We start from the raw sequence: 23,216 nt of genomic DNA, 5'->3' as shown, positions 1-23,216 counted from the left end.
GGTCCCCTCATGGAATATGAGACAGCAAATGCAGCAAAACCACTGCAATCACCGATAGCAATTGATACGTTATTTTTTGTCGCGGGACTCACCTAACACTCACGATGTTCAGGTGGCGCATCCATTCCCGGCTTCCATACCGCAATTGACCTTAGTATCGATTAGCTCTAGTACCCGACGTATGAACGTTGTTTATTACAGGAACTCAAGCCCACTGCTATGTCTTGACTACTTATTTTTTGACTACTTACGTTTTGACTAGTTATGCCTTAACTATGTTTTACCTAAATGTAGACTAATGCTTAGATACTACATCAGAATAACTAATGTAAGCAATAGTAACAAAAGGTTTCAATCTGCATCATCCAACCTATCTCACGCTAGGCTTGGCACCTTTGCTGCCAGCCTAGCCCAGTTAAAATCAACGCCAAACCAACAAGCGTCGAAGGATAAACTGACTCACCGACGACAACAAAAAGCAGCAACAGTGACACCGGTGGCGAAAGAAAAATTAGGTTAGAGACTTTGGCCGTACGTGACACCGTGTGCACCGCTAGCTGCCACAAAATAAACGCCACGCCCATTTCAAACAGCCCTACATACACCCCAGCGCCAAAGGCAGGCCATCCGTGCCACTGAAAACCGGGGCCAAACAGTAATAGAAGGGTCAACACGGGGAGGCCAACGCTAAAATTTTGCCATTGCCCGACCAACAGGGGGCGTTTGTCCCGCGCATTAAGCAGCCAATAAAGCGCCCATAACAGCGTGGAGGCTAGCGCAAAGACCACTCCCAAAGGGTCGGCAAAGTTGACATTCAACACATCGCCGCGGGTCGCAATCACCCACACGCCCGCATAGGCGACCAGCCCAGCGGCCACATCCGCGCGCGTTAGCCGATGCCCCAATAGCGGCACGGCAAGCAATGCCATAGCTAACGCCCAGGTGTAATTCAGCGCCATCGCCTCTTGCCCAGGCAGGCGGTCATAGGCGGCAAACAGCACCAGGTAGTAGGCCACAGGGTTCATTAACCCCGCCCAAGCGGCTGTTTTCCAGCCAGCACTCAGTGCCGTGAGCATCTCGCCCCGCTTGATGACCAGCGCCCCCATCAACGCCCAGGAAACTAGCGCGGCAAGCCACATCAGCTCCAGCGGGCTCATCCAAGCAAGGGCCACTTTGAAAGCAGTCGCCACGGTTGACCATAGCGCCACGGCCCCTAACCCATAAAGGATCGCCTGACGATCCCGGCTCATCGATCGATATGCCCTAAATCCCGACCAGGCTCTAGCTGATCGCGTACGCGTTGCTTAACAAGCTTGATATCGGGAAAGCCACCATCGCGTTTGCGTTCCCATAACAGCACGTCGTCGTACCAAATCTCGAACGTCCCCCCATGGGAAGGGGCTAGCGATACTTCGCTCAGGCCTTCACCAAAAGTGGAAAGCAGTTCTTGGGCGTACCAGGCGCTGCGCAGCAGCCACTGACACTGTGTGCAATAACGAATTTGAATACGTGACACCGTTGATCTCCTTGGCAAGTTAATATGGCATCCTAAGTGGACATTCTGTCACCTTGAAATAGATTGGGATAGATAGCCCAAGACGGGGCAAGCAATAGGACAGGACATCGCCACTCGAGATAAATCATAACCGCCAAGGAGCGCCCATGGCCGAACAAGACGTTTCTCAATCGCGATTATATGAGTGGCTGACAGGCGATGACGATAGTCGCATGTGCGACGACATACCTGAAGACGCCTGCCACCACGAACCACGCAACTTCAGCCGGCACTTATTGGCTGCTTTAGGCAATAAGCTGGCTGACGAGCTTTCTAGCGCACGTCTGGTCTTGCCCTGGTTGATGGGGCTGATCGGCGCGCCGGTATGGATGGTGGGTTTGCTAGTGCCGATTCGAGAATCAGGTGCGCTATTACCGCAAATTTTTGTCGCCGGTTTCATTCGCGTAAAACCCCAGCGGAAATGGATATGGGTGGCCGGTGCGCTCATACAGGCACTTTCGGCACTGGTGCTTGCTGTACTGGCTCTCGTCGCGGGGGGCAGCCTGGGCGGCGCCTTGGTATTGGCCACGCTGGTGCTACTCTCGCTGGCACGTGGTTTGTCCTCTATCGCCACCAAGGATGTGCTGGGCAAAACGATTGCGAAAGGACGCCGCGGAACGTTAATGGGCTGGAGCGGCAGCATCGCTGGCGGTGCCACGCTTGTGGCAGGCGCCATTTTAATGCTGCTTGGCGACCGCCCTGGTAACTTAGTGGTGGCAGGGCTGCTGAGCATTGCTGCGGCCGGCTGGCTGCTAAATGGTATGGCAGCGGCGCGTATAGAAGAAGAGCCCGGCGCTATAAAAGGCGGAGAAAACGGCTGGGATAGCATTAAGCTTGGCCTATCCTTACTGAAGGACGACCGCACGTTTTTGCACTTCAATCTTGCCCGGGCGCTGCTGCTATCCAGTGCACTCGCCCTGCCCTACTTAGCCCTATTGGGACAAAACCAAAGCGGTACTGACCTCGGCGGCCTAGGTATTTTGATCGTGGTATCCGGCATCGCCGCCATGCTGGCAAGCCCACTGTGGGGGAAGCGCGCCGACCACTCCAGCCGCGGCACAATGCGTGATGCAGCCATGGGAACGGCCATTTGCTGCTCGCTAGGTGCCAGCTTGGTATGGCTACCGGGGGCATGGACACAAAGCATCTGGCCGTATGCAGGGGTTTATGCACTATTGGTTATTGTGCACCACGGCGTTCGCCTAGGCCGCAAAACTTACCTGGTCGATATGGCGAGCCAAGATAATCGCGCGCTTTACGTTGCCCTTTCTAATACGCTGACCGGGCTTTTAATGCTCCTTGTCGGTGGCTTTATCGGTGCCCTTGCCCAGTGGTTTGGCAGCGCCATATTGCTGTTATTCCTGGCGGGCACCGCCCTAGGCGCGATGCTATGTGCGCAACAGTTGCCCGAAGTTGAATAAGTTCCCCACGCATATCGTGAATGAAACGCAAGACAGCTAATATTAAGATAGTGGTCAAGATTGCAATGCGGAGCAACGCTCGCCATGATGGAGCAGAATAGCCGTTGTGGGTTGGAGCATTTGCTATGCTGCCTATAATAAGCAATTGGACATCCCGCTTGACCACAGAGCTAGCGCATGGCGTGGTCTACGGAAAGGACTGGAGCTGCAACAGGAACCCATTGATGAAACGATCTCCTTTGATCAGCCCTGAGCTGCTCGAACGCATTGTTGACGCATCGGAAGACGGCATTGTCGTTGCCGAACAAGAAGGGGATGAAAATATCCTCATCTACGTCAATAAAGGCTTTGAACGCTTAACGGGCTACAGTGCGGACGAAATTCTGTACCGCGATTGTCGCTTTTTACAGAATGAAGACCGCGACCAGGATGGCCTAGACGCCATTAGAGTGGCACTTAAAGACGGCCGACCGTCGCGTGAAGTACTGCGCAACTATCGCAAAGACGGCACCATGTTCTGGAATGAACTGTCCATTACGCCGGTCTATGACGAAGCCGATAAGCTGATGTATTACATCGGGGTACAAAAAGACGTCACCGAACGAGTAGAGGCGCAGCTGGCACTGGCGGAATTGCAAAAGCAGCAAAAAAACAGCTGAACATTGACTTTCTCACAAAAAAAGGTGACCAGGGCTTGAACTTCATCCCAACGGGCGGTATACAGCGGCAAGGCGTTTAAACTGCGCCAGGCGCTTTACCTTGTAGACTGAATTTGTAGGCCGATTGAGTAAACAAGTAAAGCCGTTAAGATGCCGGTACGCCGGCTGGGTTGGAGGGCATACCATGAGCCGTGACCCCTTAAGTCGTGAAACTTATACTACCGATACACTCGACGCTGACGAGTTTGAAAGCCTGGACGCCGTTAATGACGACGCCTACGCTAAAAGCAAACCCAGTAAGGCGGACAGCCTGCGCGCACGGCGTCAAGTAGAAGCTTGGCTTGAAGAGCGCCGTTTGCAGCGTGTGATTAAGGATGACTGGGACGAAGAAGAATAAGCGCCAGCCTTTCGCTCGGCCTTCTCAGCCTCTGAGAAGGCTTGGTTAACGTCGACACCTTGCTGTCTGGCCTTTCCTGGCGCAGACCACTATCATCTGAGCCTAGCCAATAGCATGTTTTTTCCATCAACCTAACGGATTTCCATGGCGCAATACGTTTTCACCATGAACCGGGTTGGCAAAGTAGTGCCGCCCAAAAAGCAAATTCTCAAAGATATTTCGCTGTCGTTTTTCCCAGGCGCCAAAATTGGCGTGCTCGGGCTTAACGGCTCGGGTAAATCCACACTGCTGCGCATTATGGCCGGTGTCGATAAAGAGTTTGAAGGTGAGGCTCGTGCGATGCCCGGCATCAATATTGGCTACCTTCCCCAAGAACCGCAGCTAGATGACGAAAAAAACGTCCGCGACACTGTTGAAGAGGCGCTAGGGGCAATCAAAGAAGCGCAAGAGAAGCTGGATGGCGTCTATGCCGCATACGCTGAGCCCGACGCCGACTTTGATGCGTTGGCCAGCGAGCAGGCGCGGCTTGAAAATATTATTGAAGCAGCGGACGCTCATAACCTTGAGCGTAAGCTTGAAGTCGCCGCCGAGGCGCTACGCCTGCCTCCCTGGGATGCCAAAGTGGGCAATCTTTCAGGTGGTGAACGGCGCCGCGTAGCGCTTTGTCGCCTGCTGCTTTCTAGCCCCGACATGCTGCTGCTCGATGAGCCCACCAACCACCTTGACGCCGAGTCAGTGGCTTGGCTCGAACGCTTCTTACACGATTACAGCGGCACGGTGGTGGCGATTACTCACGATCGTTACTTCCTAGATAACGTAGCAGGCTGGATTCTTGAGCTGGACCGCGGCCAAGGCATTCCGTTTGAGGGTAACTACTCCCAGTGGCTAGAACAGAAAGAACAGCGCCTGAACCAGGAGTCCAAGCAAGAAGCCTCGCGTCAGAAAGCGATCAGGCAAGAGCTTGAGTGGGTGCGTAGTAACGCTAAAGGTCGCCAGGCTAAAAGCAAAGCCCGCCTTAACCGCTTTGAAGAAATGCAGTCAGGCGATTTCCAAAAGCGCAACGAAACCAATGAAATTTACATTCCGCCGGGACCACGCCTGGGGGACAAAGTCATCGAATTTCATAATGTGGCCAAGCGCTTCGATGACAAACTGCTTTATCAAGACCTGTCTTTTACGATTCCCCCGGGGGCAATTGTCGGGATTATCGGCGGTAACGGCGCCGGCAAATCGACCCTGTTTAAATTGATAACCGGTAAAGAACAGCCGGACGCTGGTGAAGTCGTGGTCGGCGAAACGGTCGATATCGCCTACGTTGAACAGCTCCGCGACGCGTTAGACGATAAGCAAACCGTTTGGGAAGCCGTTTCTGACGGGCAGGATATTCTCAACATTAACGGTTATGAAGCCTCTTCTCGCGCCTATGTGGGTCGCTTCAACTTCAAGGGCAACGACCAGCAGAAGCGCTTATCGGAGCTTTCCGGCGGTGAGCGTGGCCGCTTGCAGCTCGCCCAAACGCTCAAGCAAGGCGCTAACGTATTGCTGCTCGATGAGCCGTCAAACGACCTGGACATCGAAACCCTACGGGCGCTGGAAGACGCACTGTTGGCCTTCCCAGGTTGCGCCATGGTGATTTCTCACGACCGCTGGTTCCTTGACCGTATCGCCACGCATATTATGGCCTTTGAGGGCAATTCTGAAGTGGTCTTATTTGAAGGCAACTATACAGAGTATGAAGAGGATCATAAAAAGCGGGTCGGTAACGACACACCTAAGCGCATGAAGTACAGGCGGATTGACGCCTAACAGCAGGCAACGTTTCCACTGTCAAAGGCCCCGCTGTGCGGGGCCTTTTGGTTCCAGGATTCACTCACTGATCGCTGCCAACGCGTGCCCTTAGCTTCAAAGCTGGCTTAGTTTTAAAGGTTATAGACACTTTTGGACATTACTTTTGCAGCAAGGCGCATTCCCCACTTCACCGGTGTAGGAAAACGTATGCCACCGGCTTCTAGAGCAAGCTGAGCATGATGGGCATCATCCACGGCGATTTTCCGTAGTATGGCGCGGGAGCGGTGATCGCCAGCCGGTAATGCTGTTTGCTGCGTTTCCAGCTGTTTGCCTACCTCCTCTTGGGTGGCTGCAATAGCCCCCAAACTGATGCGATCGCTTACCGCGCCCGTCGCCGCGCCAATGCCAAACGAAGCAACATAAAACAGCGGATTTAAGTAGCTAGTGCGGCTTTGCAACTGCGCCAGACGCTCGTCGCACCATGCTAGATGATCGATCTTCTCGAGCGCCGACTGCGCCATTTGCTTGCCGGCTTGGCCATGCGAGCCCGTGACACTCTGGCCCTGATACAGCGCTTGAACGCACACTTCGCCGGTGTGGCTAATCCGCATTGCGCCCGATGAAAGCCGACGTTCTTGGCCGTCTAACGGCCCATCGGCGACTTTTTCGGCGGGATTGCTACGCTGAGCAGACGCCGCATGGGGGACAAGCGTACGTAAAATGGTATCAAACTGATGAATCATGCGGTCTGAACAGCTGTGTTGACGATCCATGGCAGCGTTTCCTCTCTCGCGGTCCTCGCGGTGTGATATCGCTTGATGGCTTTAACCGGCAGGCCAAGTGAATGCACGCCCGCCCATCAAATGCATATGGATATGATAGACCGTTTGCCCGCCCATTTCGTTGCAGTTCATCACCACTCGGTAGCCGTCTTCGGCAAAGCCCTGCTCATGGGCAAGTTTGGCGGCGGTTAATTGAAGCCGCCCCACCAAGGCAAGATCGGTTTCCTCAATATCATTGAGCGTGGCGATATGCTTTTTAGGAATAACCAGCTGATGCACGGGCGCCTTGGGATTGACGTCATTAAACGCCAGCACGTGGTCATCTTCATAGACGATATCAGCGGGAATTTCGCGCTTGATGATTTTGCAAAACAGACAATCCATATAGCTCTCCTTTATTGGTGCCTTATCGCGCAAGGGTGGCGCTATCTCTATCAGCCTGAGAATGCCAGCGGTGGAAGCAAGCGTTAGCTCGCGACCCTTTAGCGAAAGCGCCGCTGGGATAATAAGTGCCTAACCAAGGGGGCCAGAATCAGCTCCATCGCCAGTGACATACGCGCACCGGGAACCACCAGGGTATGCGGACGGGTCATAAACGAATCTTTAATCATCGCCAGCAGCCAGGGAAAGTCCACGGTGGAGGGGTCCCTAAAGCGGATAACCACAAATGACTCGGCGTCAGTGGGGATATCCTGCACTTCAAAAGGGTTGGAGGTATCCACGGTGGGTACACGCTGAAAATTGATATGCGTACGCGAAAACTGCGGCTGAATATAGCGCACGTAGTCATCCATACGGCCCAGGATGGTGTCAATCACCGCTTCCTGGGAATAGCCGCGCAGCTTAGTGTCACGGTCAATCTTTTGAATCCACTCAAGGTTCATGGTGGGCGCTACCCCCACCAGCAGGTCCACATGCCGGGCAATATCATACTCTTCGGTCACCAGCCCGCCGTGCAAGCCTTCGTAAAAGAGCAAATCAGTACCGCAGGGGAGCGACTGCCACTCGGTAAACGTGCCGACCCGACAGCCAGCTTCAATTTTCTGCTTATCTTCGGCGTGAATATAGTGCCGAAAGGTGCCAGAGCCATGCTCGCCATACTCACTGAACAGGCCTTCTAGCCGATCCAGCAAATTGGCCTCGACGGCAAAGTGGGAGAGCTCGTTTTTGCGCTCTGGCTCTTCACGGAAGATACGGTGCAGGTCATCACGGGTATAGCGGTGAAACGCATCGCCATCGACCACCGCCGCGTGCACGTCTTCGCGTAAGAACATGCGCTCAAAACTGCGCCGCACGGTCGTGGTTCCAGCGCCGGATGAACCAGTGACGGCAATTATCGGGTATTCCCGCGACATCAGTCACTCCTCGCTTCGGCAAGCACTTGTTTAACCCGTTCCGGCACGTCAACAGGCCGCCCGGTGGCAAGGTCGATCAACAGTTGATTGACGCGTGCCGTCGCCACCCACTGCTGCGATTCACTTTTGTAAATACGCTGGTAAATGGTCAAGGCCTTGCCCTGCGGCGCAGGCACCGCTGTTTCTATGACCAACGCCTCGGGCCAGCGCGCTTCGTTTAAATACTGCACCGCTAAGTCGGCCACCACGCTGGGATAGCCATGCATGTCCCATTCAGGCAGGTCGAGCGCCGCGAATGCCTGTATACGCGCTTCGTGTAGCAGCGATACCAGCGCATCATGGCCCAAGTGCCGACCGTAATTCATATCGGTGACGCGTACCGTCAACGGATGACGATGAATGATCGCTTCAGCGGGAAAATCCAGCTTGACCCGTTCCATGCCTGCTTCCTCGTCGGTGTTGGCGTCGATGTTAAATGAGGATGCGCGTACTCAGCCTTCGCGCGCAATCGCTCGGAAAGCGATATCGCGCCGATACTCGACACCTTGCCACTGAATGGCCTTAACGCCTTGATAGGCTTGCCGCTGCGCCGCTGAAACCGTGGTGCCTAGCGCCGTAACGCAGAGTACGCGACCACCGGCAGTGGTAATGTCGCCTTCGGCATTCTGGGCGGTGCCCGCATGAAAGACTTTGCAGCCCGCTTGCTCCGCCGCCGTCAAGCCGTGAATCACATCCCCCTTGCGATAGTCACCAGGGTAACCACCTGCGGCCATCACGACACCCACCGCCGCGCGCGAATCCCATTCACAGCGGTGTCCTGCCAGCCTGCCCTCGGCACCGGCTAAACAGAGTTCAGCCAAGTCAGAGCTTAAGCGCAGCATAATCGGCTGAGTTTCCGGATCGCCAAAGCGGCAGTTGTACTCAATCACCTTGGGGTTACCCGCCGCATCGATCATCAAACCTGCGTACAAAAAGCCTGTATAAGCATTGCCCTCTGCAGCCATCCCCCGCACGGTGGGTAAAATGACCTGCTGCATAATGCGCGCATCAACCTCGGGCGTGACCACCGGGGCCGGGGAGTAGGCCCCCATACCACCGGTATTAGGGCCCGTATCGCCATCGTAAGCGCGTTTATGGTCTTGGCTGGTGGCCATGGGCACAACGTTGTCACCATCGACCATGACAATAAAGCTCGCCTCTTCGCCTTGCAAAAACTCTTCAATCACCACGCGCGCACCCGCGCCGCCAAACGCGTTGGCTTCCAGCATGTCACGAATAGCGGCTTCGGCTTCGACTTCGCTAAACGCCACAATGACGCCTTTGCCCGCCGCAAGGCCATCGGCCTTGATAACAATCGGCGCGCCCATTTTGCTCAGGTAGGCAAGCGCAGGGTCTACCTCGGTAAACGTTTGATAGTCAGCCGAGGGGATATCATGGCGGGCCAGAAAATCTTTAGTGAAAGACTTAGAGCCCTCAAGTTGAGCCGCCGCTTGAGTCGGACCAAAGATGCTTAGGCCAGCCGCTTGAAAACGGTCAACGACGCCTTCTACCAAGGGCGCTTCCGGCCCCACTACGGTCAAACCAACCTGCTCATCACGGGCAAACGCCACCAAACCGTCTAGATCCGTTGCGGCAATCGCTACGTTGGTTAGCTTGGCTTCCGTTGCGGTACCGGCGTTACCGGGGGCAACAAAGACTTGCTCAACCTGGTTTGATTGAGCCAATTTCCAAGCCAGGGCATGTTCACGACCGCCGCCGCCTATCATTAAAACCTTCATTTTCTTCCTTCTCAAACGGGAGAGCGTTTATAGGCGGCATTATGCCACAGCGCAGCACCGAGTGGCGTTAGGAGGTTTTGTCCTGTTTATTAGGTTTCGTAGCGGTTTCGTCAGCGCTTTCATTATCAGCGTGGCTATCGACGTCTTGCTGATCGGCATCGCTCGACTCATCACTTTGCGCGGACTGATTCAGGGTGTTTTGCCAGAACCGCATATTTTCTTCGGTCAGCTCACGCATAAACTCCAGCGGCGTGTTGCGTATCGCCTGCTTCCACTGGCTTTGCAGGCGTTTCTGCTGCTCCAACATCAGCTTAGTACCCTGCTCAAGATAGCGCGACAGCGGCAGCGGCGAGGTCATGTCATAGACACGAATCAGCTGCGCCAGCAGGTCGTTAGAGAACACTTCGGCTTCGCTGTCGGCCTGCTCTTGCTCGATGATGATCGAAAGCAAAATAGTGCGCGTCAAGTCTTCGCCACTTTTGGCATCTTCAACCCGAAACGGCTCTTCTGCAATGATCAAACAACGCAGGTCTTCCAAGGTTACATAACGGCTTTGCTGTGTGTCATACAGCCTGCGGTTAGCATATTTACGAATCACGCGCACAGCGTATCTCCTTAAACGCGATAGGGGCTTTTGCCCCCGATACTGGTATTGTGCCTGCACCACGCGCCCATGCAAGCCACCTGCGTATATTAGCTAGCCGACGCACCTTTATTTTGTCACCAATAGACCCTCATTATGAATTTGATTTTGCTCAGCCCCCACGACCTCACCGACGATGGCCACGTCTGTGTCACCGACCCGCGCCGCTTGGCACATCTCCGCGAGGTTCACCGCGCCACCCCCGGGGACTTACTGACGGTCGGCATTCAAGGCGGCCCGATGGGGAAAGCACTATTAACAGAGCTCTCCGCTGAGCGCGCTTTATTCAAGCTGGACACCCTTGACCAGCCTCCCCCGCCGCCACTGCCCGTGCACCTCGTGTTGGCGTTGCCCCGCCCGCGGATGTTGGCCCGCACTCTGGAGCATGTCACTGCCCTGGGGGTAAAGGAAATAACGCTGCTGCATACTAAACGAGTTGAGAAGAGCTATTGGCAATCGCCAGAGTTGCGCGCCGATAAAATTCACCAGCACTTAGTTTTGGGATTAGAACAGGCGCGCGATACCCAGTTGCCTAACGTCACCCTAAGTAAAGGCTTTCGCCCTTTTCTGGAGCAGCAACTACCTCACTTACTGAATGACCGCCGCGGGCTGGTGGCCCATCCCGGCATGCCCAATGCCTGCCCGAGGGATATCAAAACGCCCACCTTACTTTTGGTAGGGCCCGAAGGTGGGTTTATTGACTGGGAAGTAGAGCAACTGTTGACAGCAGGCTGCGAGGGAATGCATCTCGGCTTGCGTATTCTACGCGTTGAAACAGCCGTGACCGCCCTACTGTCACGGCTGTTCTAAATGTCCATATAAGTATTAATAAGCTGATTTTGCGTAAATCAGGGGCTTTTCGTCGCTCAGTGTGGAATTAACTCTGCCAGCATGAGGGTAGCTCCCGTGGGAGGGAGCTTCAGCTCGCGAATGTTTGGGCTATTAGCATGATGAAACCAAAGGGGTGCCTGTGCGGCACCCTTCGCCGAAGTGTCGGACCACCGAAGTGTCGGACCACGCTGAAGCGGCCTCCCACAACAGATAGCTGGCTTAGTGGTTGCGATCTGAACCGTGAAATACAAAATAGCCAACCAATCTTAAATCCACATTAGGTGACGAATAGCCAAATCAGGACTGCTCATCTTCCGAGTCATGGGGTACTAGTTCTGCATCGTCTCCGCAGTCGGGTTCTTGCAGGAAGGTTTCACGCACATCCAGCAAGCCAAGGTGGCTAATGGTACGACGGCCCAGCAGCAGCGGGTAATTCATCTCTTCGCGATCGCGCAGGCTGAACTGCTCTTCATAAATAGTGCCCCCCATGCAGACTTCCAGCAGCACCACGGGGCGCTCGTCACGGCCGCCTGCACCCCGCACAGCTAGCTCGCGATACAGCGGGCGCTCAATTTGGTCACTGAAGTCCTCGCCACTCGCCTGGTCTTCAAGCTTTAAACGAAAACGAACCCACTCTTCATCACCCTTCTCGAACATCTCAATATGACGGGCATCCAACGAAGAGGTTAAGGCACCGCTATCGAGTTTGGCTTTCACCTCGATACCCCAGGGTTGCAGGGTGGCTTTTTCCACCCATCCAAATACCTGCTTATCATCCGCAGTTGCCGTGAAAGGAGACAGCAAGACACCTAATAGCATCGCGTTAAAAAATAGTTTTCCCATCAACTGCATCACATCATCCTTGGCAATTCAAAACAGACACTGAACGCTGGTTAGTCGAAACGCTGACGCAACTGTTCAAGCAGTTCCTGGGTCGCAAACCCATCGGGTATTAGGTCTAAATCGCGCTGGAAGTTGCGCACACCTTGGCGTGTGTTGGGGCCCATCACGCCATCAGCGCCGCCCACAGCGTAACCGGCACGATTAAGCCCCCGTTGGAGTTCCTGGACATCATCGCGTGTTAGTGGCGCTTGTTCCCGGGGCCAGCCGCGCTGGATGCCTTCGCGCCCGGCGATCGCATCGCCCAGCTTAGCCACTGCCAGCGCGTAGCTGGTGGCGTTGTTGTAACGTAGAATCGCGCGAAAATTGGCCCCTACCAGAAAAGCGGGGCCGTCAGCCCCCGCGGGGATAACCAGTGCCGCGCTATCAAAATCAGGTAGCTCGCCCGCTAGCGCCTGGACACCCTGGCGGCGCCACTCGGCACTGCTACGCCGCTCGGTTTGGGCGTAATCGAAGCCTTCGGGCAGGCGTACCTCTGCGCCCCAGGGTTGACCCGTTTGCCAACCGGCTTGGTCAAGATAGTTAGCCGTCGATGCCATTACATCGGGGATACTCCCCCAAATATCACGGCGGCCATCGCCATCGCCGTCCACCGCGTAGGCTTCAAAGCTGCTAGGGATAAATTGGGTATGCCCCATCGCGCCGGCCCAAGAGCCTTTCATTTGCTCGGCGTCAATGTCGCCTTTGTCAATAATACGCAGCGCTGCGAGCAGTTCACCGCGGGCGAAATCGCGACGACGACCATCGTAAGCCAGCGTGGCCAGGGACTCCAAGGTCGAAAAGTCACCAAAATTACTGCCGTAGTTGCTCTCGATTCCCCAGATGGCGACAATAATTTCGGCGGGCACGCCAAAGCGCTGTTCCATCTCCAGCGCTGTATCGAGATGTTCAGCTAACTTTTCTCGGCCATTATTGATACGCGTGGAGGAAACGGCGGTATCCAGGTACTCCCAAATAGGCCGGACAAACTCAGGCTGGTAACTATCGAGTTCAATCACGCGCTCACGGTAGCGTAGGCCATCAAAGGCTTCACTGAGGGTTGCTTCGCTAATTCCCTGGCTCGCGGCATAGCGACGGAACTCATCAAGCCATTGCTGAAAGTTAGCGTAGCTCACTTGTGTGGCGGTACGCGCATCCACTTCGGTCATCAGCTGCTGGCTTGCCTGTACTCTTTCAGCGTTCAGCGCGATCGCCCCCGCTGCCACTAAAGCTATAAGCGACAGAAGCGGTCGCACAGCGACTGATCGATTAATGCGCAAAGCTTTATTCGTTTGCACAGAGCGATTCGCTTTCAAAGAGCTATTTGTTTTTAAAGACCCATTAACTTTCAAAGACCCATTAATTTTCAATAACATAACATCAATCTCTCGGCAATCCTTGGCATGAACCCGATGATGGCTCAGAAACGCGACGGATACCAGCCTTACCCGCTTAAGCGAAGCAAAACGACGCAGTGCAACAGCACCACCACCACGCTAAGCAACCCCCGCAGTTTGAAATACCAGCTAGGAAAACCTTCTCGGCCTTCACGGCTAAGGTCATACCCTCCGATCAGCATAAACCCAGCCAACAGCACCCATAACCCTGTCACAATGTCAAACAGTAGCGCAGGCCAGGCAATTAAACTCGGTACCATGGCTAACAGCAAGCGCCGTGTGTTGCCAGGCCGGGGCACTTGAAGAGCACTCCCCCAGTGCACCCCACCCAAGAATGACAAAATAACCGCACTGTAGTAAGTGAACCCGTAAATCGCCGTTACCTGCCAGACAGCGGGCGCCCACCATGCCAGCACACTGGCGCCAATAAAAGGCAGTAGGCCAGCAATCCCAAGTAGCCAGGCAACCCGGCGATCACTGTTCAACAACGTCATAACGCCTCCTTCCCTAAAGCGAGCTCACGCATTGTTCACCCCGCGAGTTTCGGGCTATTCGTTGATCGCTCGAAACTCGGTACTGGCAATCAACCATCGCTGCCACTGCTCGGGCTCGACGTAGGGCGCTGTAAAGACAGTGGGAGCTGCGCGCCACGGCTGGTGACGCTCCAAACCATAGGGCAGCTGCTCAAGTGGAGGCAACCAGTGAGCGACATAGAGCCCTTTAGGGTCATAGTGGCCCGCCTGCTTGAGCACGTTAAAGTAACGGTCTTGACGCGGGTCTCGCCCAACCCCCGCAATGTAGCGCCAATTGCCCCAGTTACTGGCAACGTCATAATCAATTAAACAATGTTCAAACCATAAAGCCCCCAGGCGCCAATCCACCTGTAAGTCTTTGACTAAAAAGCTCGCCACGTTCTGCCGGGCGCGATTGGATATCCAGCCGGTTTGGCTTAGTTCCAGCATGGCCGCATCCACAAACGGCAGGCCGGTTTCAGCGTTGCGCCATGCGTTAAAGGCGTCGTTTGGCTTGGGCAGCTGGCGCGCGCCAAACATGTTCGCGCCTTCTAGCTGAGCGGCATGTATATAGTATTCCCGCCAAAGTAGCTCAAAGGTAATCCAGTAACTTGACTCGCTGCTGCCATGCTCAGCCTCCCATGCCTTGACGGCGTCATTAACTTGGCGGGCAGAGAGGCAACCACGCGCCAGCCAGGCTGAAACCCGCGTTGAAAAATTAGCCCCCAGCAGACCGTTGCGGGTTTTCTTGTAGGTTTCAGCGCCATTTTGACGCCATAAATAATCATGCAGCCGCGCGTGTGCCGCTGACTCACCGCCCATATAAGCATAGCCTTGGCGGGTGTCGGGCTGCCACGCAGCGCTTTGTTCACATATGGATTTGAGCGGTGGAAAACCGCGCGGCGCTTCAGGCCAAGGTGGCAGCGTTACTGGCGCAGGTCGGCTAGGGAGGATAGTGCATGCTTTTTCTACACAGCGTCTAAATGCCGAAAAACTCTCCGGTAGCGCCTCGGGCTCAAAAGGCAGCGCTTGACGGTCAAATAAGCGCCCGCTCTCTAAACAATGGAGCGTCGTGTGGCTAGGCAGCCCATCTGCCACCGCTTGAATATGCTCTGCTTCCTCAACCCCGGCGTGTTCGGCAACGCGCACTTGGCGCGCCTTAAGCGATGTCGCCAATTCAATCACCACGTCGCTGGGGCTACCAATGCGCACCAGCAGATCACTGCCGCGCTTTAGCAGCTCGCCACGCAATTCCATCAGGCTTTGCCACAGAAAACGTAACCGCGCAGGGCCTATACGCGACGCTGCCTCGCCCTCTATTAACGGCGCGCACCACTGCGTATCCAACACGTAAAGGCACAGCATGTAGCTGGGAGGAGAACTAGAGTGGAACAGGGGGTTATCAGCTATACGCAGGTCGTCTTGCAGCCAGACAATATCAATGGTGCTGTTCATGCTCGTGCCTCCTAGGAGTGCTTTGATGCCCAGAATTTGATGCCAAGCGCTTTAGCTACTTGGCATGACGTCGGCAGCGCTCGCTGCAGTAGCGCACCTCGTCCCAGCAGCGCGCCCATTTTTTCCGCCAAGTAAATGGGCGCTGGCATTGAGCACATATTTTTTGCGGCAGGTTTTGTTTTCGATGCATCGTCACAGCGTGTATGCGGGAGAGACTAAAATGTGGACACATTGTCTTATACAGTACAATTATTGTACATTATTTTATTGTACATATATTGCCTGCGTTAAAATAAACGCCATCGTCTACCGACTTCCTATCAACAGACGCAAAAAAGCCACCCTGAGGTGGCTCAATTGCGGTTACCCGCTGGTTAACTAAGTGTTTTTACCATCAGGCGGTACCGCCGGCTAGGCGATATGACTGGCTGGGTATTGTCACTGGATCGTGCAGTTCAATTTAATCCGGGTCAGTCTCGCGAGGTTGTCGCTTGGCGTTTTGCTGGGTTTCCAAGCCACTTTTCAGTTCATGGGTTAAGGGGTCGTAATTAGGGCGCAACTCGTCTTTGACGGTACCGCTCCATAGCTTAGAGCCGACAAAGTAGCCCGCTCTTCCCATCACATGGGCCGCCACGGGGGCCGTCATCAGGATAAACACAATGATGGCAAACGAACGGGCCACGATGCCTACTTCAGCGAAATGCATGGCCGCTGCCAGCATCACTAAAATAACCCCCAAGGTCGCGGCTTTGGTGGTGGCGTGCATGCGGGTTAGCAGATCGGGCAAACGCAGCAAGCCAACCGATGCGAGCAGCATAAACAGCGCGCCACTAATAATTAACGTGCCCTTTATAAAATCAATCATCCCGCGGGCCTCCTCGTTCCAAAAAGCGGGCAAAGCCAATGGCCGCCAAAAAGCCCATCAACGCAATCACGATGGCAGCGTCTAAAAAACTGGCAACGCCTGTCTTAATCGCATACACCCCGACCAGCCCGACCACGGTGGTAGAAAAAAGCTCTAACGCCACTACGCGATCAGGCAAGCTAGGGCCGCGAACGACACGCACAAAAGCGAGTATCAACGCCACGCTCATAATCACTTGGCCAATCAGTATAACGGTATCCATTAGCGAAACAGCTCCAAGGCCCGGTGCTCCATCTCTTTTAAATTGCGCCGTAGCTCTTCTTCGTTATCTAAAAACATCGCATGGATATACAGCACCTTACGGTCATCAGACACATCCAGGCTTAGCGTGCCGGGGGTCAACGAAATCATATTGGCCACCATGGTGATTTCCATTTCCGTGCGCGCCGACAGTGGCATCGCAATCACCCCCGGCTTCATGTGCCAAGGCGGCGTAATAATATCGAAAGCGACGCGCAAGTTGGCTTGAATCAACTCTTTAAGAAAAAAGGCAATAAAGCCTATAAAACGCGGCACGCGAGCCGGATAGCCTTTCAAGGCATCGAGCTGGGGTTCAATCAATATCAGTGTGATATAGCCAAATACCATTCCGACCAGAAGATTCAGGCCGCTGAAGTCACCGCTTAACAATACCCACGCCAGCCCTAACAGTAGGTTCCAAATGGCTCCCGTCATGGTGTTTTCTCCCTAACGGCTTCTTCAGCCCCTGTCGGCAATGGTTCAAGCAAGGCGCCTTCAATACTGGCCGACGCACCCAGCACCGCTTCAATGTAGCCCGCTGGCGAAAGAAGCTGGTCACTAATGGTCGTCATTACCCACATCATGGGTTCTGCAAAGACCCCAATCAGCAGCGACCCCATGGCTAGCAACATAACCGGCAAATACATCATCCACAGGCTGGGCCTGATCAGGCGACCATCATCACCGCTCGGCGTGGCGGTTTCAGGCACGTGGTTATCTTCGGGTAACGACTTCCAAAACACCTCATTCCAGATTTTCACCATGGAGTAGAGGGTCATAAACCCCACGGCTAGCGCTATTCCGGTAACGACATAGGCTTCGGCCTCCAGGCCCGCCCGCACAATAACCAACTTGGCAAAAAAGCCGGACAGCGGAGGAACTCCCGCCAAAGAGAAGGCCGAAAAAAAGAAGCCAACCGCTAACCAGGGACGCTCTCGGTACAGTCCGCCCATCTTTTTAAGCTGGTAAGTGCCCTGCAAACGGTGGGTAATACCGCTAATTAAGAACAGGTTGGTCTTCACCACCATGTTATGCACGATGGCAAACACACCGCCGGCAATCGCCAAGGGGGTATACAGCGCTAAGCCTAGTATCATATAGCCAATTTGGCTGACGATGTGGAACGACAAAATACGCCTGAATTCGTACTGGGCGGCCGCACCAAGCACCCCTGTGACCATGGTCAAGGCAGCTCCCCAAAGCATAATATCCTGCAGATAGCCCATGGTCTGATCAAACATCAACGTAAAAACACGGAACAGCGCATAAACGCCCACCTTGGTCAGCAGCCCTGCAAACAACGCCGAAACAGCCACCGGCGGGGTGTGATAAGAGGCCGGCAGCCAGAAGAACAGCGGAAAAGCCGCCGCCTTGATACCAAACGCGACCATAAACATGATCGCCAGCACTTCGACCATGCCCGTATGCTCCGCTGCTTCCATCCGCAGCGCGATATCGGCCATATTGAGCGTGCCCACCATGCCGTAGAGCAACCCCACCGCCGTCAGAAAAATAACCGAGGCCAGCAGGTTCAAGGTGACGTATTTGATTGCCCCTTCCATCTGGGCACGCTCGCCCCCCAGAATCAGCAGCGCAAAGGAGGCTACCAGCATCACCTCAAACCATACATAAAGGTTGAAAATATCGCCGGTTAAAAATGCCCCCATTACCCCGGCGAGCAGCAAGTGCATCAATGGGTAATAACCAAACTTCTCATGGCCACGGCCCGTTGTCGCCAGCGAGTAAATACCCATGGCTAGGCCGATAATGGCGGTCATCAGCACCATCACGGCACTTAGCAAGTCGGCAATCAAAGTAATCCCGAAGGGCGCTGGCCAACTGCCCATTTGCATGGTGACGTAGCCTTCCGACAACGTTGATATAAACAGCCACAGGCTGACAATAAACAGCGCGATAGTGCCTGCCACTACCAGAAAGCGCTGCATGGCACGCGAGCGCCAGAACAGCAACGAGATAGCCCCTGAGAGCAATGGCAAGAGGACGGGAAGAGCGACTTCAGGCCTCACGTATCGGTATCCTTCATCTTATCGAGATCATCGGCCTTGACGACTTCATAGGCGCGGCGAATCAACACCACCGCGAACGCGAGCACCCCAAAGGCAATCACGATAGCGGTCAGTACCACCGCTTGCGGCAAGGGATCGGCGACCTCGCCTAAGGGCTGGGTCATGCCCTCCGGGATCAACGGCGGCGCCCCGCGTGTCATACCGGCGGTGGTAAAAATCAGTAAATTGGCGGCGTTAGACAGCAGCATCAAACCAATCACTAGCTTGACGATAGAGCGACGCAGCATCATGAAAATAGCCGTCGCGTAGAGTAGGCCGATCGCTAGCGCCATTAACGGTTCCATGTGGGGCCTCCTGGTAACTCAAGGTTCATCCTTGTCGACCTCCATTAACGACATCACCATGCCAGTGACGGAACCCAGCACCGCAAAATACACCCCAACATCAAAAATCAGCGGTGTGGAGGCTTTAAAGTCGATGATTGGAATCGTCCACCACTGAGCGGTCAAAAACGGTTGGCCCATAAACCATGCGGGCAATACCGAGATCATTCCCAGCAGTAAACCAACCCCAATCAAGTCGCGAGGGTCGACCATGCGCAGCACCTCTTTGGTAGCGCTGACCCCAAAGGCAAACAGATAAAGCGTAAACGCCCCCGCGGCCACCAGGCCAGCGATAAAGCCGCCGCCCGGCTCGTCGTGTCCCCTTAGCAGCAAAAAAACTGAAAACAGCAGTTGCAGAGGCATGAGTAAGCGAGCAGCAGTATTAAGAATAATCGTGCCTGACTTAACCATCGTAAGGCTCCTTGGTAATAGCAGCGTTGCGTTTCTCGCCATTTTTGCCATCGCCGTTCTCGCTAGGGAGCCCTTCTCCATGGCGTAGCTTTAGCATGGCGATGACGCCGATCGCGGCAAGCGCCAGCACAAACATCTCCCCCAACGTATCCAGGGCACGATAGTCCACCAAGATGACATTGACGATATTGAGCCCGTGAGCCAACGGTACACTGTTCTCAATCATATAGGTCGAGATCGGTTCAAACTGCTGAATACTCCACGATGTCATGATCAACATACAAATTAAAATCCCCATCGTGGCGGCCACGATGCCGTCACGTATGCGCTCAAAACTGGTCGAGAGGTTAGAAAAGCGCGGCAGGCGGAACAGTACCAGCACCAGTAAAATCACCGTCAAGGTTTCTACCAGCAGTTGGGTAATCGCCAGGTCTGGCGCACTAAAGAGAATAAAGATCAGCGCGATGGAGAAGCCCATGACGCCGACGGACACAACGGCGCCGAGCCGGGACCGAGAGATAGTCGCAAACAGCGCCCCCATTGCCATGCAGCCGACTACCGCCGCCTCATGGAAGCGGACATCCAGATCAAAGGCAAATTGCGGCGAGTGGCGCAGTAGAATTGAATTACCAATTAGCGCGATAAGGGTAATTAACATCACCAGGATGTAGTTACGCATATAGCCATTTTGCAATAAGCGCGTCTGCCACTCGGATAAATGCACAATGCCATTCATCATGCTTTCATAGCCCGCCTCGGGGCCACGACGCATGACCGGGTTTAAAATAGACAGCCTGCCGCGGACGCTATCCCAGCGTTTAAACAGCCAAAAGCCCAAGCCAAGACTCACCATCGACATGATCAGCGCGATGTTGACGCCGTACCACAGTGACAGCGTCACTTCAGTAGTGTGGCCCGCAACGGCGGTCGCGGCTGACGTTAATAGGGCATCGCCTCCCAGCATGGCAGGCACTAGGCCTAGCAAGAGCGACCCCAAGGCGAGCAGCGCCGGGCCCACTAACATGCTTAGCGGTGCTTCATGAGGCTCAAGCGGTGTTTGATAGCGCTTACCATAAAAGGGCCGTAGCGCCACAATAAAGGCGACCGCAATGGTCAAGATAGCGGCGACAAAGGCAAACAGCACCAGTAGCATCTGGAAGCGATCAGCGCCTAGTACCGATTCGAGCATCAGCTCTTTACCGATAAAACCGAGTAGCGGCGGGACCCCGGCAAACGAGAGTGCCGCAACCAAAGCGATGGTCGCGGTGATAGGCATTACCGGTCTTAGCCCGCCCATTTGGGTGACATCTTTGGTACCGGTTTCGTGATCCAGTATCCCAGCCACCATAAACAGCGCCCCTTTATATAGCGAGTGCGCCAAAAGAAAAGTAACAAAGGCGGTCATCGCGTACTCGCTACCGATGCCCAATAGCATGGTCAGCGTGCCCAGCGTCATAATGGTCGAATAGGCGAGCAGCTTTTTGATATTGGTATGATGAATCGCTAAAAAAGCCCCGACCAGCATCGTGGTCGCACCGACCACGGAAAGAATGCCCACCCACAAGGCAGTGCCGCCAAGCTCCGGGTGCAGGCGTGCGAGTAGGTAAATGCCCGCCTTTACCATGGTGGCAGAGTGCAGGTAGGCGGAGACCGGCGTGGGCGCCGCCATGGCATTGGGCAACCAAAAATGAAACGGGAACTGTGCCGATTTGGTAAATGCCGCTAATAGCAAACAAATAAGCATTGGCGTGTAGAGCGCGTGTTCGCGTAGATCCGCGTCGGCGCTCAGAATTTCAGCCAGCGACCAGCTGCCGCTAGCAATCCCCAATAGCACCAGTCCCGCCATTAACGCTAACCCACCGGCGACAGTTACAAATAAGCCCTGCCGCGCTGACTTGCGCGCCTCAATATCGCTATGATTAAAACCGATCAGCAGATAGGAGGTAATGCTGGTCAGTTCCCAAAAAATAAACAGCGTAAACAGCCCATCAGCTAATACCAGCCCCAGCATCGAGACCATAAAAGCGACTAAGGCAATATGAAAGCGGGCAAGATCGGGATGATCTTTCAGATAACCACCGGCATAAACCAGCACGCAGGCGCCAATGACGGTAATCAACAGCCCGAAGAGCAGCGATAAACCATCCAACAGAAAGGTAAGACTGATACCCAGCGAGGGCACCCACTGCCACGCTAACAGCAGGCTGCCGTTTTCGATGACTTCAGGGGCCTGAAGTGCCAACCACGCCGCCAATCCCGCTGGAAATAGCGCCAGAACAAGGCTCGTGCGCTGGCCGAACCAACGGTGCAGCAACGGCGACGACGCCGCCAGCAAAAAACCCATTAACACGGCAAGTTGCATCTGGCGAAATCTCCTAAAAACGAAAGACAGTGCCTTTAAATCAAAGGCGAAGGCCATTGGCATCATGCCTTGCCACTGGCATCCCAGCGTTGAAGAGTAGTGATTTTCTTGCTTTACACCTTATAACAGGCGGTTTTGCCTGACCAGTCAAACGCTTAAACGCAAGCAGCCACAAGCGATTAACATCGCGTTGTGGCTGCTATCAGGGGGGATTAAAAATTAAGGCGTTGTTAGCCACCCGGCTAATTCGTTATTAATAACCGCAAGCAATGCCTCAATGTGGTCATCACGATCGTTCAGGCAAGGGATATAGCTAAACGTTTCCCCCCCTGCTTCCATAAAGCTATCGTGAATTTCCTCTTCGATTTCTTCCAGGGTTTCCACGCAGTCGGATGAGAAAGCGGGCGACATAATCGCGATATGCTTGTGCCCCTGCTCAGCCAGCTCAGCGACGTGTTTGACCGTTTGCGGGCCCACCCACTTCTCAGGGCCGAACTGCGATTGAAACGCGGTATCCACTTCTTCTTTGCTAAAGCCCAATTTCTCACGCAGTAATCGCGTGGTTTTCTGGCATTGGCAGTGGTAAGGGTCGCCTTCAAGCAAATAGCGCTCGGGCACGCCATGGTAACTAGCGACCAGCTTGGAGGGCCGTGTCGACAGGCCGTCGTAAGCCTCTTGCACCGAATTGGCCAGCGCCTGAATGTAAGCAGGGTGCTCAAAATAAGCCGGCACCGTACGGATATAGGGCTGCCATTTCATTTTCATCAAGGTGCGAAAGGCTTCGTCGTTCGCCGTCGCGGTGGTCGGCGAACCGTATTGCGGATACAGCGGAAAAAACACGATTCGCTCGCAGCCCTTCGCCTTCAAGCGCGTCAGCACGCTTTTCGTCGATGGGTTGCCATAGCGCATACAGAAATCAACTTCAACATCATCACCGTAAAGCGCTTTTAGCCGCGCGGTCATTTTTTCAGTCTGAGCGCGGGTGGTCGTCAATAGCGGGCTTTCGTTTTTCTCGTTATTCCAAATGCTGCGGTACGCTTTGCCCGATGAGAACGGCCGCTTGGTCAAGATAATCAGCTGTAGCAGTGGCTGCCACTTCCAACCGGCATAGTCGACTACCCGCTTATCCGACAGAAATTCGCTTAAGTAACGCCGCATTGACCAATAGTCGGTAGCATCCGGGGTACCCAAATTAGCTAGCACAACGCCTACTTTAGCGCGTGGCACCGGCGGATGATCGCTGGGTGCATGCGCCAAGCGTCCTGCGCCCGGCTGATCCTTGACGACATTCTCGGTCATTACTCTTGCTCCTGATAAAAATCCTAAGCTGCTCGGAAATCCAGTTACTCAGCACATCAATCACACAGATTTCAGCCACTCAAAACGTAAATAACTGAATAAATCTTACCACTTTTT

26 protein-coding genes are annotated in these 23,216 nt (G+C 54.4%); 5 read left to right on the top strand and 21 right to left on the bottom strand.

All coding sequences use genetic code 11. The features are described 5' to 3' along the window. Positions 1-380: 380 nt before the first annotated feature. On the bottom strand, positions 381-1,250 hold the full coding sequence (locus HVA01_RS16100; protein ID WP_146876427.1) for a DMT family transporter: 870 nt from the start codon (positions 1,248-1,250) through the stop codon (positions 381-383). Further along, on the bottom strand, positions 1,247-1,516 hold the full coding sequence (locus HVA01_RS16095) for an Rdx family protein (RefSeq protein ID WP_146876426.1): 270 nt from the start codon (positions 1,514-1,516) through the stop codon (positions 1,247-1,249). Before HVA01_RS16095 ends, HVA01_RS16100 begins: the two co-directional genes overlap by 4 nt. A gap of 146 nt (positions 1,517-1,662) precedes the next feature. Here HVA01_RS16095 and HVA01_RS16090 point away from each other — a divergent pair, with 146 nt between their 5' ends. From HVA01_RS16090 to ettA, 4 genes are all read left to right on the top strand, one after another. After that, positions 1,663-2,976 (top strand): MFS transporter, encoded by a 1,314-nt coding sequence (locus HVA01_RS16090; protein WP_146876425.1) that lies wholly within the window; start codon positions 1,663-1,665, stop codon positions 2,974-2,976. A gap of 224 nt (positions 2,977-3,200) precedes the next feature. Further along, positions 3,201-3,635, top strand: a complete 435-nt coding sequence (locus HVA01_RS16085; protein ID WP_146876424.1) for a PAS domain S-box protein — start codon at positions 3,201-3,203, stop codon at positions 3,633-3,635. Positions 3,636-3,819: 184 nt separating this feature from the next. Next, a complete protein-coding gene (locus HVA01_RS16080; RefSeq protein WP_146876423.1) occupies positions 3,820-4,032 on the top strand; it encodes a PA3496 family putative envelope integrity protein in 213 nt (70 codons plus the stop codon). Between the two features lie 144 nt (positions 4,033-4,176). Then, positions 4,177-5,838 carry an energy-dependent translational throttle protein EttA gene (gene ettA / locus HVA01_RS16075; RefSeq protein ID WP_146876422.1) on the top strand — a complete coding sequence of 554 codons (1,662 nt, stop codon included), beginning with the start codon at positions 4,177-4,179 and terminating at the stop codon, positions 5,836-5,838. Positions 5,839-5,951: 113 nt separating this feature from the next. On the opposite strand, the gene coq7 is transcribed toward ettA, so the two are convergent. The 6 genes from coq7 to phaR all read right to left on the bottom strand — a co-directional run bounded on the left by coq7 (position 5,952) and on the right by phaR (position 10,339). Next, a complete protein-coding gene (gene coq7 / locus HVA01_RS16070; RefSeq protein WP_146876421.1) occupies positions 5,952-6,593 on the bottom strand; it encodes a 2-polyprenyl-3-methyl-6-methoxy-1,4-benzoquinone monooxygenase in 642 nt (213 codons plus the stop codon). A 51-nt stretch (positions 6,594-6,644) separates the two neighbouring features. Next, positions 6,645-6,986, bottom strand: a complete 342-nt coding sequence (locus tag HVA01_RS16065; RefSeq protein ID WP_146876420.1) for a histidine triad nucleotide-binding protein — start codon at positions 6,984-6,986, stop codon at positions 6,645-6,647. A 98-nt stretch (positions 6,987-7,084) separates the two neighbouring features. Continuing rightward, entirely contained in the window at positions 7,085-7,957 is an 873-nt protein-coding gene (locus HVA01_RS16060; RefSeq protein WP_146876419.1) for a phosphoribulokinase, read from the bottom strand. Continuing rightward, positions 7,957-8,397, bottom strand: a complete 441-nt coding sequence (locus HVA01_RS16055; protein ID WP_146876418.1) for an acyl-CoA thioesterase — start codon at positions 8,395-8,397, stop codon at positions 7,957-7,959. Before HVA01_RS16055 ends, HVA01_RS16060 begins: the two co-directional genes overlap by 1 nt. Positions 8,398-8,448: 51 nt before the next feature. After that, positions 8,449-9,735 carry a phosphoribosylamine--glycine ligase gene (purD, locus tag HVA01_RS16050; protein ID WP_146876417.1) on the bottom strand — a complete coding sequence of 429 codons (1,287 nt, stop codon included), beginning with the start codon at positions 9,733-9,735 and terminating at the stop codon, positions 8,449-8,451. 67 nt (positions 9,736-9,802) lie between these two features. Further along, positions 9,803-10,339: a polyhydroxyalkanoate synthesis repressor PhaR gene (phaR, locus tag HVA01_RS16045; protein WP_146876416.1), complete on the bottom strand. Its 537-nt coding sequence runs from the start codon at positions 10,337-10,339 to the stop codon at positions 9,803-9,805. Between the two features lie 135 nt (positions 10,340-10,474). Between phaR and HVA01_RS16040 the strand changes: the two genes are divergently transcribed. Next, positions 10,475-11,188: a 16S rRNA (uracil(1498)-N(3))-methyltransferase gene (locus HVA01_RS16040; protein ID WP_146876415.1), complete on the top strand. Its 714-nt coding sequence runs from the start codon at positions 10,475-10,477 to the stop codon at positions 11,186-11,188. Between the two features lie 318 nt (positions 11,189-11,506). Here the strand turns inward: HVA01_RS16040 and rloA3 are convergent, their stop codons facing one another. The 13 genes from rloA3 to hemH form a co-directional block, all read right to left on the bottom strand. Beyond that, complete coding sequence (rloA3, locus tag HVA01_RS16035; RefSeq protein WP_146876414.1) at positions 11,507-12,061, bottom strand: retropepsin-like aspartic peptidase RloA3; 555 nt, start codon at positions 12,059-12,061, stop codon at positions 11,507-11,509. A 41-nt stretch (positions 12,062-12,102) separates the two neighbouring features. Then, on the bottom strand, positions 12,103-13,344 hold the full coding sequence (locus HVA01_RS16030) for a lytic murein transglycosylase (RefSeq protein ID WP_246129685.1): 1,242 nt from the start codon (positions 13,342-13,344) through the stop codon (positions 12,103-12,105). Positions 13,345-13,532: 188 nt separating this feature from the next. Continuing rightward, positions 13,533-13,979: a DUF3429 domain-containing protein gene (locus tag HVA01_RS16025; protein WP_146876412.1), complete on the bottom strand. Its 447-nt coding sequence runs from the start codon at positions 13,977-13,979 to the stop codon at positions 13,533-13,535. 54 nt (positions 13,980-14,033) lie between these two features. Then, on the bottom strand, positions 14,034-15,452 hold the full coding sequence (locus HVA01_RS16020; protein ID WP_146876411.1) for a DASH family cryptochrome: 1,419 nt from the start codon (positions 15,450-15,452) through the stop codon (positions 14,034-14,036). Between the two features lie 55 nt (positions 15,453-15,507). Beyond that, positions 15,508-15,642, bottom strand: coding sequence for a DUF2256 domain-containing protein (locus HVA01_RS16015; RefSeq protein WP_170243533.1), 135 nt, complete (start codon positions 15,640-15,642; stop codon positions 15,508-15,510). Positions 15,643-15,912: 270 nt separating this feature from the next. Next, on the bottom strand, positions 15,913-16,317 hold the full coding sequence (mnhG, locus tag HVA01_RS16010) for a monovalent cation/H(+) antiporter subunit G (RefSeq protein ID WP_146876409.1): 405 nt from the start codon (positions 16,315-16,317) through the stop codon (positions 15,913-15,915). Next, entirely contained in the window at positions 16,310-16,579 is a 270-nt protein-coding gene (locus tag HVA01_RS16005) for an MrpF/PhaF family protein (protein ID WP_146876408.1), read from the bottom strand. Before HVA01_RS16005 ends, mnhG begins: the two co-directional genes overlap by 8 nt. After that, positions 16,579-17,052 carry a Na+/H+ antiporter subunit E gene (locus HVA01_RS16000; RefSeq protein WP_146876407.1) on the bottom strand — a complete coding sequence of 158 codons (474 nt, stop codon included), beginning with the start codon at positions 17,050-17,052 and terminating at the stop codon, positions 16,579-16,581. Before HVA01_RS16000 ends, HVA01_RS16005 begins: the two co-directional genes overlap by 1 nt. Continuing rightward, positions 17,049-18,644, bottom strand: a complete 1,596-nt coding sequence (locus tag HVA01_RS15995) for a Na+/H+ antiporter subunit D (RefSeq protein WP_146876406.1) — start codon at positions 18,642-18,644, stop codon at positions 17,049-17,051. Before HVA01_RS15995 ends, HVA01_RS16000 begins: the two co-directional genes overlap by 4 nt. Further along, positions 18,641-18,988: a Na+/H+ antiporter subunit C gene (locus HVA01_RS15990; RefSeq protein WP_146876405.1), complete on the bottom strand. Its 348-nt coding sequence runs from the start codon at positions 18,986-18,988 to the stop codon at positions 18,641-18,643. The genes HVA01_RS15995 and HVA01_RS15990 overlap by 4 nt, the downstream gene beginning before the upstream one ends. 18 nt (positions 18,989-19,006) lie before the next feature. After that, positions 19,007-19,438, bottom strand: a complete 432-nt coding sequence (locus HVA01_RS15985; RefSeq protein ID WP_146876404.1) for a Na+/H+ antiporter subunit B — start codon at positions 19,436-19,438, stop codon at positions 19,007-19,009. Further along, positions 19,431-21,800, bottom strand: a complete 2,370-nt coding sequence (locus HVA01_RS15980) for a putative monovalent cation/H+ antiporter subunit A (protein ID WP_146876403.1) — start codon at positions 21,798-21,800, stop codon at positions 19,431-19,433. The genes HVA01_RS15985 and HVA01_RS15980 overlap by 8 nt, the downstream gene beginning before the upstream one ends. Positions 21,801-22,019: 219 nt before the next feature. Beyond that, entirely contained in the window at positions 22,020-23,099 is a 1,080-nt protein-coding gene (hemH, locus tag HVA01_RS15975; RefSeq protein ID WP_146876402.1) for a ferrochelatase, read from the bottom strand. Between the last annotated feature and the right edge of the window lie 117 nt (positions 23,100-23,216).

The sequence above is a fragment of the Halovibrio variabilis genome (assembly GCF_007991175.1).
Taxonomy (GTDB): Bacteria; Pseudomonadota; Gammaproteobacteria; order Pseudomonadales; family Halomonadaceae; genus Vreelandella; species Vreelandella variabilis.
Note: the sequence above shows the minus strand (reverse complement) of the source record. Positions and strands in the feature narration are given on the sequence as shown.

What these genes read in the sequence shown, in the direction of transcription:
- HVA01_RS16015 (WP_170243533.1), bottom strand. Translation starts at nt 15,642, where the DNA reads ATGCATCGAAAACAAAACCTGCCGCAAAAAATATGTGCTCAATGCCAG.
- HVA01_RS16005 (WP_146876408.1), bottom strand. Translation starts at nt 16,579, where the DNA reads ATGGATACCGTTATACTGATTGGCCAAGTGATTATGAGCGTGGCGTTG.
- HVA01_RS16065 (WP_146876420.1), bottom strand. Translation starts at nt 6,986, where the DNA reads ATGGATTGTCTGTTTTGCAAAATCATCAAGCGCGAAATTCCCGCTGAT.
- HVA01_RS16080 (WP_146876423.1), top strand. Translation starts at nt 3,820, where the DNA reads ATGAGCCGTGACCCCTTAAGTCGTGAAACTTATACTACCGATACACTC.
- mnhG (WP_146876409.1), bottom strand. Translation starts at nt 16,317, where the DNA reads ATGATTGATTTTATAAAGGGCACGTTAATTATTAGTGGCGCGCTGTTT.
- HVA01_RS15985 (WP_146876404.1), bottom strand. Translation starts at nt 19,438, where the DNA reads ATGGTTAAGTCAGGCACGATTATTCTTAATACTGCTGCTCGCTTACTC.
- hemH (WP_146876402.1), bottom strand. Translation starts at nt 23,099, where the DNA reads ATGACCGAGAATGTCGTCAAGGATCAGCCGGGCGCAGGACGCTTGGCG.
- purD (WP_146876417.1), bottom strand. Translation starts at nt 9,735, where the DNA reads ATGAAGGTTTTAATGATAGGCGGCGGCGGTCGTGAACATGCCCTGGCT.
- HVA01_RS16060 (WP_146876419.1), bottom strand. Translation starts at nt 7,957, where the DNA reads ATGTCGCGGGAATACCCGATAATTGCCGTCACTGGTTCATCCGGCGCT.
- HVA01_RS16100 (WP_146876427.1), bottom strand. Translation starts at nt 1,250, where the DNA reads ATGAGCCGGGATCGTCAGGCGATCCTTTATGGGTTAGGGGCCGTGGCG.
- HVA01_RS15990 (WP_146876405.1), bottom strand. Translation starts at nt 18,988, where the DNA reads ATGGAACCGTTAATGGCGCTAGCGATCGGCCTACTCTACGCGACGGCT.
- HVA01_RS16085 (WP_146876424.1), top strand. Translation starts at nt 3,201, where the DNA reads ATGAAACGATCTCCTTTGATCAGCCCTGAGCTGCTCGAACGCATTGTT.
- HVA01_RS16000 (WP_146876407.1), bottom strand. Translation starts at nt 17,052, where the DNA reads ATGACGGGAGCCATTTGGAACCTACTGTTAGGGCTGGCGTGGGTATTG.
- coq7 (WP_146876421.1), bottom strand. Translation starts at nt 6,593, where the DNA reads ATGGATCGTCAACACAGCTGTTCAGACCGCATGATTCATCAGTTTGAT.
- HVA01_RS16090 (WP_146876425.1), top strand. Translation starts at nt 1,663, where the DNA reads ATGGCCGAACAAGACGTTTCTCAATCGCGATTATATGAGTGGCTGACA.
- HVA01_RS16055 (WP_146876418.1), bottom strand. Translation starts at nt 8,397, where the DNA reads ATGGAACGGGTCAAGCTGGATTTTCCCGCTGAAGCGATCATTCATCGT.
- rloA3 (WP_146876414.1), bottom strand. Translation starts at nt 12,061, where the DNA reads ATGCAGTTGATGGGAAAACTATTTTTTAACGCGATGCTATTAGGTGTC.
- ettA (WP_146876422.1), top strand. Translation starts at nt 4,177, where the DNA reads ATGGCGCAATACGTTTTCACCATGAACCGGGTTGGCAAAGTAGTGCCG.
- HVA01_RS15980 (WP_146876403.1), bottom strand. Translation starts at nt 21,800, where the DNA reads ATGCAACTTGCCGTGTTAATGGGTTTTTTGCTGGCGGCGTCGTCGCCG.
- HVA01_RS16025 (WP_146876412.1), bottom strand. Translation starts at nt 13,979, where the DNA reads ATGACGTTGTTGAACAGTGATCGCCGGGTTGCCTGGCTACTTGGGATT.
- HVA01_RS16040 (WP_146876415.1), top strand. Translation starts at nt 10,475, where the DNA reads ATGAATTTGATTTTGCTCAGCCCCCACGACCTCACCGACGATGGCCAC.
- HVA01_RS16020 (WP_146876411.1), bottom strand. Translation starts at nt 15,452, where the DNA reads ATGAACAGCACCATTGATATTGTCTGGCTGCAAGACGACCTGCGTATA.